The organism is Aquibium sp. A9E412, from assembly GCF_030398335.1.
In the GTDB taxonomy this organism is placed as follows: Bacteria; Pseudomonadota; Alphaproteobacteria; order Rhizobiales; family Rhizobiaceae; genus A9E412.
Window position 1 is genome coordinate 12,982 of sequence record NZ_JAOAOP010000005.1, and the last position, 13,561, is coordinate 26,542.

General features: G+C 71.4%; 15 protein-coding genes. 9 read left to right on the plus strand and 6 right to left on the minus strand.

All coding sequences use genetic code 11. The features are described from left to right. From N1F89_RS03785 to N1F89_RS03805, 5 genes are all read right to left on the minus strand, one after another. Nucleotides 1-1,026, minus strand: a complete 1,026-nt coding sequence (locus tag N1F89_RS03785; RefSeq protein WP_290081585.1) for a MotA/TolQ/ExbB proton channel family protein — start codon at nt 1,024-1,026, stop codon at nt 1-3. Nucleotides 1,027-1,147: 121 nt separating this feature from the next. After that, nucleotides 1,148-1,948 carry an inositol monophosphatase family protein gene (locus tag N1F89_RS03790; protein WP_290081587.1) on the minus strand — a complete coding sequence of 267 codons (801 nt, stop codon included), beginning with the start codon at nt 1,946-1,948 and terminating at the stop codon, nt 1,148-1,150. A gap of 39 nt (nt 1,949-1,987) precedes the next feature. Then, nucleotides 1,988-2,551, minus strand: coding sequence for an elongation factor P (gene efp / locus N1F89_RS03795; protein ID WP_290081588.1), 564 nt, complete (start codon nt 2,549-2,551; stop codon nt 1,988-1,990). A 124-nt stretch (nt 2,552-2,675) separates the two neighbouring features. Beyond that, the gene (locus N1F89_RS03800) at nt 2,676-3,686 is read right to left on the minus strand and encodes a tetratricopeptide repeat protein (RefSeq protein ID WP_290081589.1); all 1,011 of its coding nucleotides are present in this window, start codon (nt 3,684-3,686) and stop codon (nt 2,676-2,678) included. Between the two features lie 2 nt (nt 3,687-3,688). Continuing rightward, complete coding sequence (locus N1F89_RS03805; RefSeq protein WP_290081590.1) at nt 3,689-4,342, minus strand: thiamine phosphate synthase; 654 nt, start codon at nt 4,340-4,342, stop codon at nt 3,689-3,691. Nucleotides 4,343-4,507: 165 nt separating this feature from the next. On the opposite strand from N1F89_RS03805, the gene N1F89_RS03810 reads away from it, so the two are divergent. The 3 genes from N1F89_RS03810 to N1F89_RS03820 all read left to right on the plus strand — a co-directional run bounded on the left by N1F89_RS03810 (nt 4,508) and on the right by N1F89_RS03820 (nt 7,872). Further along, nucleotides 4,508-5,278 carry a sulfite exporter TauE/SafE family protein gene (locus N1F89_RS03810; protein ID WP_290081591.1) on the plus strand — a complete coding sequence of 257 codons (771 nt, stop codon included), beginning with the start codon at nt 4,508-4,510 and terminating at the stop codon, nt 5,276-5,278. 73 nt (nt 5,279-5,351) lie between these two features. Continuing rightward, nucleotides 5,352-7,010, plus strand: a complete 1,659-nt coding sequence (locus N1F89_RS03815) for an acyl-CoA synthetase (RefSeq protein ID WP_290081594.1) — start codon at nt 5,352-5,354, stop codon at nt 7,008-7,010. A 328-nt stretch (nt 7,011-7,338) separates the two neighbouring features. After that, on the plus strand, nt 7,339-7,872 hold the full coding sequence (locus N1F89_RS03820) for a DUF1465 family protein (RefSeq protein WP_290081596.1): 534 nt from the start codon (nt 7,339-7,341) through the stop codon (nt 7,870-7,872). 120 nt (nt 7,873-7,992) lie between these two features. Here N1F89_RS03820 and N1F89_RS03825 read toward each other — a convergent pair whose 3' ends face one another. After that, a complete protein-coding gene (locus N1F89_RS03825; RefSeq protein ID WP_290081598.1) occupies nt 7,993-8,766 on the minus strand; it encodes a sulfite exporter TauE/SafE family protein in 774 nt (257 codons plus the stop codon). Between the two features lie 151 nt (nt 8,767-8,917). Here N1F89_RS03825 and ruvC point away from each other — a divergent pair, with 151 nt between their 5' ends. The 6 genes from ruvC to tolR all read left to right on the plus strand — a co-directional run bounded on the left by ruvC (nt 8,918) and on the right by tolR (nt 13,561). Then, the gene (ruvC, locus tag N1F89_RS03830) at nt 8,918-9,427 is read left to right on the plus strand and encodes a crossover junction endodeoxyribonuclease RuvC (protein WP_290081600.1); all 510 of its coding nucleotides are present in this window, start codon (nt 8,918-8,920) and stop codon (nt 9,425-9,427) included. Between the two features lie 209 nt (nt 9,428-9,636). After that, on the plus strand, nt 9,637-10,248 hold the full coding sequence (ruvA, locus tag N1F89_RS03835; protein ID WP_290081601.1) for a Holliday junction branch migration protein RuvA: 612 nt from the start codon (nt 9,637-9,639) through the stop codon (nt 10,246-10,248). A 244-nt stretch (nt 10,249-10,492) separates the two neighbouring features. Continuing rightward, nucleotides 10,493-11,533 (plus strand): Holliday junction branch migration DNA helicase RuvB, encoded by a 1,041-nt coding sequence (gene ruvB, locus N1F89_RS03840; RefSeq protein WP_290081603.1) that lies wholly within the window; start codon nt 10,493-10,495, stop codon nt 11,531-11,533. Between the two features lie 54 nt (nt 11,534-11,587). Next, the gene (gene ybgC, locus N1F89_RS03845; protein WP_290081604.1) at nt 11,588-12,079 is read left to right on the plus strand and encodes a tol-pal system-associated acyl-CoA thioesterase; all 492 of its coding nucleotides are present in this window, start codon (nt 11,588-11,590) and stop codon (nt 12,077-12,079) included. Between the two features lie 312 nt (nt 12,080-12,391). Continuing rightward, nucleotides 12,392-13,102 carry a protein TolQ gene (gene tolQ, locus N1F89_RS03850; RefSeq protein ID WP_290081606.1) on the plus strand — a complete coding sequence of 237 codons (711 nt, stop codon included), beginning with the start codon at nt 12,392-12,394 and terminating at the stop codon, nt 13,100-13,102. 12 nt (nt 13,103-13,114) lie between these two features. Beyond that, complete coding sequence (tolR, locus tag N1F89_RS03855; RefSeq protein ID WP_290081608.1) at nt 13,115-13,561, plus strand: protein TolR; 447 nt, start codon at nt 13,115-13,117, stop codon at nt 13,559-13,561.

Sequence of the window (13,561 nt, forward strand, 5' to 3'; positions counted from 1 at the left end):
TCAGTCCTTCCCGTTGCGGTCGAGCGCCTTGGCGATGCGCTCCAGCGTCTCGCGCAGCGCCTTCTGGTCGCGCGCCTGCGCCTCGACCCAGTCGCGCATCATCTGCTGCTCGTGGCGCATGTTCTTGACCAGGCCGGAGATGCCGTCGGCGAGCGCGGCCATCGAGGCGGCGACGCGCGGATTGTGCTGGCCGCCCGCCTCCTGCATCGCCTGCAGGCGCTCGGAAAGCTGGCGCAGCTCCTCGGTCGGCTGGCCGCCCTTGGCGCCGTCGACCGACAGGTCGGAGCCGAGGTCGGTGACCGTCGACAGCCAGTTCTCGAGCTCGGTGTAGAAGCGGTTCTGGGCGCGCCCGGCCTGCAGGTCGAGAAAGCCGAGGATCAGCGAGCCGGCGAGGCCGAACAGCGACGAGGAGAACGCGGTGCCCATGCCGTCGAGCGGCGCGGCGAGCCCGGACTTCAGCGCGTCGAGGATGTCGTTGGCGTTGCCGGAGGCCGGGTCGAGCGACTGGATGGTGTCGCCGATCGAGCCGATCGTCTGCAGGAGGCCCCAGAAGGTGCCGAGCAGGCCGAGAAAGACCAGCAGCCCGATCAGGTAGCGCGAGATGTCGCGGCTCTCGTCGAGCCGCGTGGCGATGGAATCGAGGATCGAGCGCATCGAGGTGGTCGACAGCGCCATCGACGAGGAGCGGCTCAGGAGCGCCTTCATCGGCGCCAGCAGGACCGGCTCGGTGACCTCGGTGCCGGCGCGGAAGGAATTGACCCAGCGCACCTCGCGGAACAGCCGGATGACCTGCATGAAGGCGAGCAGGATGCCGACCGCCAGCACGCCGAGAATGAGCCCGTTGAGGCCCGGATTGGTGCGGAAGGCCTCGGCGATCTGGCGATAGAGGATGGCCGCGACGAAGCCGGAGATGGCAAGGAAGACCAGCATCGACAGCAGGAAGACCTGCGGGCTCGACAGCGTGCGCGGATCGAAGTCGGAATCGGCCGCCAGCCGATCCGCGCCCAGCGATTTCAGCAATGCCATCTGCGCCTCGAACTGGTTGCCGCATCAAGAACTGCGGGCGACTCTAAACGGAATTGTGACGAAATTGAAAGTTTGCTCACGGCGGCGCGCGAGCGGTCCGGCGCCGTTCGCGCGCGGCGCGTCAGCGCGCCGCCGGCTGGCGCGCGAGCGCGCTGAGCAGCGCGCCGTGGATGGCGTCGTTGCCGGCCACCACCGAGCCGCTGTCGAAGATCGCCTGGCCGCCCTTGCGGTCGGTGGCGAAGCCGCCCGCCTCGCGCACCAGCAGAATGCCGGCGGCCAGATCCCACGGCGCCAGGCCGTCTTCCCAGAAGCCGTCGAAGCGACCGGCCGCGACATAGGCGAGGTCGAGCGCGGCCGAGCCGAGGCGGCGGATGCCGGCGGTCTCCGGCATCACGTGGCGCAGGTCGAGCAGCGCCTGGCCGTGCCGGCCGCGGCCGAGATGCGGGATGCCGGTGCCGACGACGGCGTCCGACAGCCGGCGGCGCGCGGCGACGCGCAGCCGGCGGTCGTTCATGAAGGCGCCGCCGCCGCGCTCGGCCGTGTAGAGCTCGTCCATCGCCGGGTTGTAGACGAGGCCGGCGACGAGCTGGCCCTGGCGCTCCAGCGCGATCGACACCGAGAAGATCGGGATGCCGTGCATGAAGTTGGTGGTGCCGTCGAGCGGATCGACGATCCAGCGGTGCTGCGAATCCTGGCCCTCGATCGCGCCGCGCTCCTCCATCAGGAAGGAATAGCCCGGCCGGGCGCGCGACAGCTCGTTGTAGAGAATGTCCTCGGCGCGCCGGTCGGCCTGCGTGACGTAGTCGCCCGGCCCCTTGAGCGAGACCTGCAGGTTCTGCACCTCGCCGAAGTCGCGCGCCAGCGCGCGGCCGGCCTTGATGGCGGCCTGAACCATGACGTTGATGATCGCGGAGCGCGCCATTGTGTCAGCCGGTATCCGAAATTTGGGCGTGCCGCGCCGTCAGTCGGCGCGGCGCACGTAGGTGATCTCGTTGGTGTCGACGACGATGCGCTCGCCGGCGGAGACGAACGGCGGCACCATCACGCGCACGCCGTTCTCCATCACCGCGGGCTTGTAGGAGGAGGCCGCGGTCTGGCCCTTGACCACCGGGTCGGCCTCGCTGACCTCGAGCGTCACCTGGTCGGGCAGCGACACGCCGATCGGCTTGTCGTCGTAGAGCTCAACGGTCACCGTCATGCCGTCCTGCAGGAAGGCGGCACGCTCGCCGACGAAGTCCTTCTGCAGCTCGAGCTGCTCGTAGCTCTCGCTGTCCATGAAGACGAGCGCATCGCCCTGCTCGTAGAGATAGGTGAAGTCCTTCTGCTCGAGGCGCACGCGCTCGACCGTCTCCGCCGAGCGGAAGCGCTCGTTGGTCTTGGTGCCGTCGATCAGGTTCTTGAGCTCGACCTGGTTGTAGGCGCCGCCCTTGCCGGGCTTGACGTGGTTCGTCTTCACCGCGACCCACAAGCCGCCATTGTGCTCGATCACGTTGCCCGGCCGGATCTCGTTTCCGTTGATCTTCATCAGTCAGTTCCCGGAGCTGCGCGCTGGGCGCGCGCGAAAAGGCTGGATTTCGGGCGCCTCAAGACCACACTTCGCCGCCCGTGGCAAGACGCGACGGGCGGCGGCGGGCGCCCGGCGCGGCGCGTCAGCGCAGCCGGTTGGCCTGCTCGATGGCGGCGCGGCGCTGCTCGGGCGTCAGCCCCTCCATGAAGCCCTCGAGCGTCGGGTCGACGAGGCCGGCGCGGCGCGCCAGCACATACCAGGCCGCCGCCACGACCGGGTCGGGCTCGGTGCCGACGCCGGCGCGGTAGAGCTTGGCGAGGCGGTTCTGGGCGGCCACGTTGCCGCCCTCGGCGGCGCGCTTCAGCCAGGCGAAGCCGGCCTCGGGATCGGCTTCGCCGCCGCGTCCCTCGACCAGCCAGGTGCCGAGGTCGAGCTGTGCGGTGTCGTAGCCCTGGCGGGCGGCGCGCGCCAGCCAGCGGCGCGCCGCCGCCTCGTCCTGCGGCCGGCCGCCGGCGCCGTTGGCATGCACCTGCGCCATCGCGTACTGCGCGTCGGGCAGGCCGGCCTCGGCCGCCATCTCGTAGTAGCGAACCGCGCGCTCGGTGCTCTCGAAGCCGGCCTCGCGGTCGAGGATCATCTGGGCGTAGTTGAACTGGGCGAGCGGGTTGCCGTTCTCGGCCGCCTCGCGCATCAGCGCGAAGGCGCGCTCGGCGTCCTTGTCGACATAGCGGCCGTCGAGCAGCATCAGCGCGTATTGGAACTGCGCCTCCGCGACGTCCTGCTCGGCCGCCCGGGCATACCAGCGCGCGGCCGCCTCGCCGTCGCGCGGCACGCCGAGGCCGCGGGCGTAGATCTCGGCCGCCAGCGTCTGGGCGGCGGCATCGCCGGCCTCCGCGCGCGGCAGGGCGAGGTTCAGCGCGGTGATGTAGAGCCCGCGCTGGAAGGCGCCGTAGGCGGCGTCCGGCGCCTCGCCGAAGCGCTCGGGATCGATCCGGTCGGCGGTCGGCGGCCGGCCGAGCGCGTCGCGCTCCGCGGCCGGCCGGTCGCCGCGCGCGTCCTCGCTCGCCGGCGCGTCCTGCGCCAGGGCGGCCGGCGCGGCGGCGAGCGACAGGGCGGCGGCGAGGACGAGGCGGGCGGGAATGCGGTACGCCATGGTCATGCCTCCAGGTGCGGCGCCGTCTCGTCGAGCACCGCGTTGGCGCGCGCCACCGCCGCGGCCGGCCCGTCCGGCGCGGCGAAGACCGCCTGCGACAGCGCGACGAACTCCGCCCCGGTGGCCGCCACCGTCTCGACCGAGGCGATCGCGGCACCGCCCAGCACGATGCAGGGAATGCGGATCATCTCGGCCCACCAGCGGCCGAGCGCCAGGTTGCGCGGATGCGGCTCTTCCTTGCCGTCGTAGCCGAAGCGGCCGAAGAAGATGTAGTCGGGCTGCGCCTCGCCGAGCTCGAGCGCGTCGTCGCGCGTCCTGGCGCCGCCGCAGCCGACCATCAGCCGGTCGCGGTGGCGCGCCACCAGGTCGGCGAGCGCGGCCTTGCCGGCCTCGACATGGATGCCGTCGGCGCCGGTCCGCGCGGCGATGCGCGGCTCGGCCTCGAGCACCACGGCGACGTCGCGGCGGTGCGCTTCGGCGATGAGCGCCTCGGCGCGCGCCTGCAGCGCGTCGTCGTCGAGGCCGTGCGCGGGCACGATCAGCGAGGCCACGTCGCCGCCCGACAGCGCCGCGGCGAGCGCCGCGACGTCGCCGTCGGCCGGTGGCGGGGCGATCAGCACGAGGCGGCAGCGGTCGGTCACGGGTCTTGCGGTCATGGCGGTCACGGCGTCCGGAAGCGCCCTGATTGGCGGGCGATCGTGTTGGCAATGGGGCGGCATAGCCGATCGGCGGAGGCTCTGGAAGGGGCGGCGGCCGCCGCGCCGGCGGCCTCGCCAAGCCGCCGGCTTTGCCGTATGGGGCGCGGCGGAGGCGCCCGTCGCATGACCCCGCTGCTCACCGATCCGCTGTTTTATGCCGCCGCCGTGCCGGCCGTCGTGCTCGTCGGCCTGTCGAAGGGCGGCTTCGGCGGCGCCACGGCGCTGCTCGGCGTGCCGCTGATGGCGCTGGTCGTCTCGCCGGTGCAGGCGGCGGCCATCCTGCTGCCGATCCTGATCGTCATGGACCTCGTCTCGCTGTGGACCTGGCGCGGCTATCGCGACGGCCGCACGCTCGCCATCATGCTGCCGGGGGCGATGGTCGGCATCGGCATCGGCTGGCTGACCGCCGCGCTCGTCACCTCGGCGATGGTGCGGCTGATCGTCGGCGTCGTCACGCTGCTGTTCTTCCTGCGCTGGGCGCGCGAGCGGCTCGCCGGCGGCGGCCGCGCGGCGTCGCACAGCCCGGCGCGCGGCCTGTGGTGGAGCACGGTGTCGGGCTTCACCAGCTTCGTCGCGCATGCCGGCGGGCCGCCCTACCAGGTGTACACGCTGCCGCTGCGCCACGACCCGCGCGTCTACACCGGCACCAGCGTGATCTACTTCGCCGTCGTCAACGCGGTGAAGGTGGTGCCCTACATGGCGCTCGGCCAGTTCGACGCGACCAACCTGTCGGCCTCGCTGGTGCTGGTGCCGGTGGCGCCGCTGGCCACGCTGGCCGGCGCCTGGCTGGTGCGGCGCATGCGGGCGGCGGTGTTCTACCCCTTCATGTACGCGATGGTGCTGATCGTCGCGCTCAAGCTGATCTATGACGGGGTGGGGGCGCTCGTCGGCTGATGACGCGGCCCGCGCCGGCGTGCATAAACGCAGCCGGGAAGAAAAAAAGACGACGCGCAATGGGAGGCGCACCGTGACCACTCCGCCAGCCGAAAACCCCTACGAGATCGACCTCGACCGCAACGCGGCCAACCACCAGCCGCTGACGCCGCTGACCTTTCTGGAGCGCACGGCGAAGGTGTTTCCCGAGCACGTGGCGATCGTGCATGGCAGTCAGCGCACCAGCTATGCCGCGTTCTGGCGCCGCGCGCGGCAGCTCGCCGGCGCGCTCGCCGCCCACGGCATCGGCAAGGGCGACACCGTCTCGGTGATGCTGTCGAACACGCCGCCGATGCTGGAGGCGCATTTCGCCGTGCCGATGACGCGCGCGGTGCTGCATTCGCTCAACACGCGGCTCGACGCGGCGATCGTCGCCTTCCAGCTCGACCATGCCGACTGCAAGGTGCTGATCGTCGACCGCGAGTTCTCCGCCGTGGTGCGGGAGGCGCTGGAGCGCACACGGGTGCGGCCGCTGGTGATCGACTACGACGATCCCGAATACCCCGACGACGCGCCGTATCCGAAGGGGGCGCGGATCGGCAGCACCGACTACGAGGCCTTCGTCGCCTCCGGCGATCCCGACCACGCCTGGGCGATGCCCGACGACGAATGGGACGCGATCGCGCTCAACTACACCTCCGGCACGACGGGCAACCCCAAGGGCGTCGTCTACCACCACCGCGGCGCCGCGCTGATGGCCTATGCCAACACCATCCATGCCGGCATGGGGCGGCACGCGGTCTATCTGTGGACGCTGCCGATGTTCCACTGCAACGGCTGGTGCTTCCCGTGGACGCTGGCCATCCAGGCCGGCACCCATGTGTGCCTGCGCTGGGTGCGGGCGGCGGCGATATACGAGGCGATCGCCGAGCACGGGGTGACCCATCTGTGCGGCGCGCCGGTGGTCATGTCGGCGCTGGTCAACGCGCCGCCGGAGGCGCGCCGTGCCTTCCCGCAGACGGTCACCTTCAACACCGCGGCCGCGCCGCCGCCCGAGGCGGTGCTGTCGGCGATGGCCGACGCCGGCTTCGCCGTCACCCATCTCTACGGCCTCACCGAGACCTACGGCCCGGCCGTCGTCAACGAGTGGCACAGCGACTGGGACCATCTCGACCGGGCCGGCAAGGCGACGCGCAAGGCGCGCCAGGGCGTGCGCTACGCCGCGCTCGAGGACCTGACGGTGATGGACCCCAGGACCATGCGGCGCGTGCCGGACGACGGCGAGACGATCGGCGAGGTGATGTTCCGCGGCAACATCGTGATGAAGGGCTATCTGAAGAACCGCAAGGCGAGCGACGAGGCCTTCGCCGGCGGCTGGTTCCATTCCGGCGATCTCGGCGTCCTGCACCCGGACGGCTACATCCAGCTCAAGGACCGCTCCAAGGACATCATCATCTCGGGCGGCGAGAACATCTCGTCCATCGAGGTCGAGGACGCGCTCTACAAGCACCCGGCGGTGGCGGCGTGCGGCGTCGTCGCGCGGGCTGACGAACGCTGGGGCGAGACGCCGGTCGCCTATGTCGAGCTCAAGCCGGGCAGCAGCGCCAGCGAGGCGGAGATCGTCGCGCACTGCCGGTCGCTGCTGGCGCGCTTCAAGTGCCCGCGCCACGTGATCTTCGCCGAGATTCCCAAGACCTCGACCGGCAAGATCCAGAAGTTCCGGCTGCGCGACATGGCCCGGGCGCTCGACTGAGCGACGGCCGTCCCGTTTCGGCACAGACGGAGCCGGAAAGTTCGAGGGCGGCGCGCCGCGTTAACCCCGGGTTAAGCTTTACGTGCGTTTACTGGGGCATCCAGTGATCTGGATTCTTACCGAGTGGCTGGAGCCATTCTGTTTGACGCCTCCCTGTTAAACTCCTGAGAGCCGCCTGTGCGGCTCTTTTTTTCGCACCGACCGTTAACCCTCCGTTAGCCAGGGCCTTGCCTTGGCGCGCCTTCCGGCGCATTTTCCGCATCCGCCGGATGGGAATCCGTTATCCCGTGGGGAGCCGGTTTCGCCGGTGGGAGACGAAGGAAGGGTGATGTCGGAAACGGACGCGAACCGCGACAGGAAGACGGTCAGTCTCGCCGAGCGGCGCATCTTCTCGGAATCCTTCAAGCCGCTCTACGACGAGGGAATGGGCCTCGTGGAGGAGGCGGCCGAGTACCTCGACGGCGAGGGACGGGCGGCCGCGCGCACCCTGTCGCGCGTCGCCGCCACGCTCTATGCCGCCGAATCGATGCGGCTGACCACCCGGCTGATGCAGATCGCCTCCTGGCTGCTGCTTCAGCGCGCCGCCAATTCCGGCGAGATGACGCGCGAGCAGGTGGCGGCGGAAAAGACCAAGGTGCGCCTCGACACCGCCTCCGCGCAGGAGGACGTGCCGGGCTGGGGCGAGCTTCCCGCGCCGTTCCGCAGCATCGTCGAGCGCTCGCTCAGCCTGCAGGCGCTGGTGCGGCGCATGGACGAGCAGATCTATGGCGGCGCCCGGATCGAGGAGCCGCAGGGCTGGGCGGCGAGCAACCCCGTCTCCGACCAGATCACGCTTCTCAAGACGGCCTTCGGCGGCGGCTGAGGCGGCCGCGCGACGCGGGGTCGAGACCCCGTCTGCGCATGACGAAGCGGCGTCCGCTTCGCTTGTCGTTTTGACGCGTCTCCGGACGGCGAACCGGTTTCCACCTCGCCTGGAAACGCCTTAGCCGGCGACCGCCGAGGCGAGCGCGGAAAAGGCGCGGTCGAGCGGCGGCAGCGCGAGCACGGCGGCCAGCACGATCAGCCCGAAGGCCACCCGGCGATAGACCGCCTCGTTGGCGCGCGAGAACGCGAGCCAGCCGGCAAGCAGCCCGGCGAAGTAGACCGGCGCGGCGAGCACGCCGGTGGCGACCGCCTCGCGCGTCATCACGCCGGCGAGCCATAGATTGACGAGCGACACGAACTCGCCGAGCAGCAGCAGCGTCATCAGGTTGGCGCGCATCAGCGCGGCCGGGATCGTCGCGCCCAGCCAGTAGACGATGAGCGGCGGGCCGGGCAGCGAGGCGGTGCCCTGCAGCAGCCCGGCCAGCCCGCCGGCGGCGAACGAGGTGGCCGGCGTGCGCGGGCCGCGGTAGCGCCAGCCCGACAGAAGCAGGACGACGAGCGCCAGGATCAGCAGCGAGATCGCCCAGCGCAGCGCGACCGGGTCGCTCGCCTTGAGGATCAGCACGCCGGCCGGCACCAGCAGGAAGAGGCCGGCGAAGACCGGCAGCACCTCGCGCCAGCGGGCGAGCCGCAGCACCGGCAGCGTCAGCGGGACCGCCGGCAGCGTGTCGACGACCACGACGATGACGATCGCCGCCTGCGGGCCGTAGAGGGCGGCGGCCGGCGGCACGATGATCATGCCGGTGCCGAAGCCGGCCAGCCCGCGCGCCACGCCGGCCACGGCGACGCAGACGAACAGCACGATCAGGCGCGGGTCGATCTCGAACGGCACGGCACCGGCTCCTCCAGCAGCCGCCATAGCCGGTCGCGGCCGCCCGGCCGTTGATCCCGGCCGGCCCTATCGGTTGGTCCAGCGCGGCCACCGTCGCGTCGCGGCGAAAATTCGCGCGGGCGCCGCGGCGCGATTGGGTTAGCCTGCCGGCATGACACGCGCGATTCGCATCCTCGGCATCGACCCCGGCCTGCGGCGCACCGGCTGGGGCATCGTCGACAGCATCGGCAACGCGCTCGCCTTCGTGGCGGCCGGCACGGTGCGCTCCGACGACAAGGCCGACCTCGCCAGCCGGCTGTGCCAGATCCACGACGGCCTGGCCGCCGTGCTGGCGCGCCATGCGCCCGACATGGCGGCCGTCGAGAGCACCTTCGTCAACAAGGACGCCACGGCCACGCTGAAGCTCGGCCAGGCGCGCGGCATCGCCATGCTGGTGCCGGCGCGGGCCGGCCTGCCGGTCGCCGAGTACGCGCCCAATGCGGTGAAGAAGGCGGTCGTCGGCGTCGGCCATGGCGACAAGACGCAGATCCACATGATGGTCAAGGTGCTGCTGCCCAAGGCGGTGATCGACGGTGCCGATGCCGCCGACGCGCTGGCGGTGGCGATCTGCCATGCCCACCACCGCGCCAGCCCGGCGGCGCGGCTGGCCGCGGCCGGCTAGGATGTTCTTGACCTGTTCTCGCGCGGGGCGCTATGGCTTGCCGGCCGGACGGGGCCTGCTGCGACCTTTCGGGCCGGCGCGGGCGGATCGAGCAAGGGGGACCCGGCAATGAGGGGCGATGAGACGATGCTGCGCCGGTCCCGGCGCGTGCGCCCGGCCCCGGCATGCCGTGTCGTCCGGCGCGCTCTCGCCGTGCCGGACATGCGGCCATGATCGGCAAGCTCAAGGGCATCGTCGACGCGGTCGACGAGGATCACTGCATCATCGACGTCGGCGGCGTCGGCTATGTCGCCTTCTGTCCGGCGCGCACGCTGGCGGCGCTGGAAGCGGGCACGGCGGCGACGCTGTTCATCGAGACCTATGTGCGCGAGGACGCCATCCGGCTGTTCGGCTTCGCCTCGGCGGCCGAGCGCGAATGGTTCCGGCTGCTGCAGAACGTGCAGGGCGTCGGCGCGCGCGTCGCGCTGTCGGTGCTGTCGACCCTGTCGGCGGCCGACCTGTCGAACGCGATCGCGCTGCGCGACACGGCCATGGTGGCGCGCTCGCCCGGCGTCGGCAAGAAGGTGGCCGAGCGCATCGTCAGCGAGCTCAAGGGCAAGGGGCCGGCGCTGGCCGCGGGCGGCGGCGCCTCCGGCTTCGCGCAGGAGCTCGGCGAGGGCGCGGCGCCGGCGCCGGCGGCCGATGCGGTCTCGGCGCTGACCAATCTCGGCTATCCGCGCGACGTCGCGGCCAATGCCGTCGCCGCGGCGATGAAGGAAGCCGGCGAGGCGGCGGATTCGGCGCGGCTGATCCGTCTCGGGCTAAAGGCGCTGGCCGGCTGAGGCGCCGGGCGGCGCGCTTGCGCATGCGCGGCCCGTCTGCGAAGGCCGGGACGACAGGAATGGAGCGGACGATGGGGAAGAAAACCGCGCTGCCGCCCGAAGGCGAGCTCGCACCGCCGGCCGAGGCGCGGCGGCGACGCGCTCGCGCGCCGGCGGCTGCCTTGTGTTGCGCGCCGGGTTGCGCCAGTCTCGGGACATCCGACACCGAGGCGGCGGCGGGCCTTCCTGCCGCCGGACTGATGCCGTGAGCGATCCCGCCCGCCTGATCTCGCCCGACAAGCGCGGCGAGGACGCCGAGGCCACCATGCGGCCGCAGACGATCGACGATTTCGTCGGCCAGGCGGCCGCGCGCGCCAATCTCAAGGTCTTCGTCGAGGCCGCGCGCGGTCGCGGCGAGGCGCTCGACCACGTGCTGTTCGTCGGCCCGCCCGGCCTCGGCAAGACGACGCTGGCGCAGATCGTGGCGCGCGAGCTCGGCGTCAACTTCCGCGCCACCTCCGGCCCGGTGATCGCCAAGGCCGGCGACCTCGCCGCGCTGCTCACCAATCTGGAGGAGCGCGACGTCCTGTTCATCGACGAGATCCACCGGCTCAATCCGGCGGTCGAGGAGATCCTCTATCCGGCGATGGAGGACTACCAGCTCGACCTGATCATCGGCGAGGGGCCGGCCGCGCGCTCGGTCAAGATCGACCTCGCCCGCTTCACGCTGGTCGCCGCCACGACGCGGCTGGGGCTTCTGACGACGCCGCTGCGCGACCGCTTCGGCATTCCGATCCGGCTCGACTTCTACACCACCGAGGAGCTGGAGACGATCGTGCGGCGCGGCGCGCGCATCCTCGGCCTGCCGCTCGGCGCCGACGGCGCGCGCGAGATCGCGCAGCGCGCGCGCGGCACGCCGCGCATCGCCGGCCGGCTGTTGCGCCGGGTGCGCGACTTCGCCGCGGTGGCCGGCGAGGCGCATGTCTCGCGCGCCGTCGCCGACGCGGCGCTGTCGCGGCTCGAGGTCGACGGCCAGGGCCTCGACCAGCTCGACCGGCGCTACCTGACGATGATCGCGCGCAATTTCGGCGGCGGGCCGGTCGGCGTCGAGACACTGGCCGCCGCGCTGTCGGAGCCGCGCGACGCGATCGAGGACATCATCGAGCCCTATCTCATCCAGCAGGGCTTCATCCAGCGCACGCCGCGCGGCCGCGTGCTGGCCGGCCGCGCCTGGAGCCATCTCGGCCTCGAGGCGCCGCAGGGCGTGGCGCAGGCGCAGATCGCGCTGTTCCAGAACGAGGACTAGGCACCGGCGCGCGCACGGAGCGGCGCGAGGCAGCCGGTGACGGCGGGAGACGACATGAACGGACACAGCGACGGCGATGCGATGCTGGCGGCGGGGCTTGCCGGCCGGCTGACGGAGGACGGGCACCGGCTGCTCGTGCGGGTCTATTTCGCCGACACGGACTTTTCCGGCGTCGTCTATCACGCGCGCTATCTCGAGTTCTTCGAGCGCGGCCGCTCGGATTTCCTGCGCCTGGCCGGCGTCCACCACACCGAGCTCGCCGACGGCAAGCACGGCGAGAAGCTGGTCTGGGTCGTCAAGCGCATGGAGCTCGACTTTCGCGGTCCGGCGCGCATCGACGACGTGCTTATCGTCGACACGCGCACCGAGCGCATCTCGGGCGCGCGCATCTTCATGGCGCAGGAGATCCGGCGCGGCGAGCAGCGTCTCGTCTCCGCCCGCGTCGAGGCGGCGATCATCGGCGCCGAGGGCCGGCCGCGACGTTTTCCGCGCGACTGGATCGCCGCCTTCATGCCGCGCGGCGCGACCGGCGACGCCGCGTCCTGACGGCCGTTCCGCCCGCGAGCGGTCCGCCGGTCGGCTCCGCCTCGCCGCCGTGACGCGGTTGCGGGCGGCGAAGCGGCTACCCCTTCGCCGAAGAAGGCTCTAACAGATCCTTAACCATAACGGTCCATGAACGAAGCGGAGAGAATCCGCATGGACCGCAGACGCCTTCCTTTGACCAAAATTGACCGAAAGAAGCGGCCTGAACGCCGCTCGAGGCGGTGCGCCGCGGTTCATGCCGACGGCAAGTGCTCGCGGGAGCGGCCCGGCCGGCAAGGCCCCCGTGCCGCCCCCGCCGACTGAGGACGGGAATTCATGAACCCAAGCGAACTGGCCGCCCCCGGCGGCGATCTGTCGATCTGGGCGCTGTTCTGGCAGGCCGGCTGGGTCGTCAAGCTGGTGATGATCGGCCTGATCTTCGCCTCCGTGTGGAGCTGGGCCATCATCATCGACAAGGCGATCGCCTTCGCGCGCATGCGCACCGCGCTCGACCGCTTCGAGCAGGTGTTCTGGTCGGGCCAGTCGCTCGAGGAGCTCTATCGCGGCCTGTCGGAGAAGAAGACCAGCGGCATGGGCTCGATCTTCGTCGCCGCCATGCGCGAATGGAAGAAGTCGTTCGAAAAGGGCGCCCGTTCGCCGCTCGGGCTGCAGACGCGCATCGACAAGGCGATGGACCTGGCGCTGACGCGCGAGATGGAGCGGCTCGAGGGCCGGCTCGGCTTCCTCGCCTCGATCGGCTCGGCCGCCCCGTTCATCGGCCTGTTCGGCACCGTGGTCGGCATCATGACCTCGTTCCAGGCGATCGCCGGCTCGAAGTCGACCAATCTGGCCGTCGTGGCGCCGGGCATCGCCGAGGCGCTGCTGGCGACCGCGCTCGGCCTCTTGGCCGCGATCCCGGCCGTCATCGCCTACAACAAGCTGACGTCGGACGCCGGCAAGCTGGCCGTGCGCATGGAGGGCTTCGCCGACGAGTTCTCCGCCATACTGTCGCGGCAAATCGATGAGAAGGTCGCCGCCAGGGCGTAGGGAGCGGTCGCGATGGCAATGTCAGTGGGCTCGCAGGGGCGCAACGGCCACCGCCGCCGCGGTCGGCGGCAGGCGCTGATGTCGGAGATCAACGTCACGCCGTTCGTCGACGTGATGCTGGTGCTGCTCATCATCTTCATGGTGGCGGCGCCGCTGCTCACCGTCGGCGTGCCGATCGACCTGCCGGAGACGCAGGCGCAGGCGCTCAACTCGGAGACCGAGCCGATCACCGTGTCGGTCAACCAGTCCGGCCAGGTCTTCCTGCAGGAGACCGAGGTGCCGCTCGAGGAGGTCGTGGCCAAGCTGCAGGCCATCGCCCGGGCCGGCTATGACGAGCGCATCTACGTGCGCGGCGACCGGGCGGCCGACTACGGCACCGTGATGCGGGTGATGGCGCGCATCTCGGCCGCCGGCTACCGCAATCTCGGCCTGGTCACCCTGCAGGAACAGGACAACTGA

Coding starts and splice junctions, on each gene's coding strand:
- N1F89_RS03820 (WP_290081596.1), top strand. CDS start 7,339: ATGTCGGAAACGGACGCGAACCGCGACAGGAAGACGGTCAGTCTCGCC.
- ruvC (WP_290081600.1), top strand. CDS start 8,918: ATGACACGCGCGATTCGCATCCTCGGCATCGACCCCGGCCTGCGGCGC.
- N1F89_RS03785 (WP_290081585.1), bottom strand. CDS start 1,026: ATGGCATTGCTGAAATCGCTGGGCGCGGATCGGCTGGCGGCCGATTCC.
- N1F89_RS03805 (WP_290081590.1), bottom strand. CDS start 4,342: ATGACCGCAAGACCCGTGACCGACCGCTGCCGCCTCGTGCTGATCGCC.
- tolR (WP_290081608.1), top strand. CDS start 13,115: ATGGCAATGTCAGTGGGCTCGCAGGGGCGCAACGGCCACCGCCGCCGC.
- tolQ (WP_290081606.1), top strand. CDS start 12,392: ATGAACCCAAGCGAACTGGCCGCCCCCGGCGGCGATCTGTCGATCTGG.
- N1F89_RS03810 (WP_290081591.1), top strand. CDS start 4,508: ATGACCCCGCTGCTCACCGATCCGCTGTTTTATGCCGCCGCCGTGCCG.
- ybgC (WP_290081604.1), top strand. CDS start 11,588: ATGAACGGACACAGCGACGGCGATGCGATGCTGGCGGCGGGGCTTGCC.
- efp (WP_290081588.1), bottom strand. CDS start 2,551: ATGAAGATCAACGGAAACGAGATCCGGCCGGGCAACGTGATCGAGCAC.
- ruvA (WP_290081601.1), top strand. CDS start 9,637: ATGATCGGCAAGCTCAAGGGCATCGTCGACGCGGTCGACGAGGATCAC.
- N1F89_RS03800 (WP_290081589.1), bottom strand. CDS start 3,686: ATGGCGTACCGCATTCCCGCCCGCCTCGTCCTCGCCGCCGCCCTGTCG.
- N1F89_RS03790 (WP_290081587.1), bottom strand. CDS start 1,948: ATGGCGCGCTCCGCGATCATCAACGTCATGGTTCAGGCCGCCATCAAG.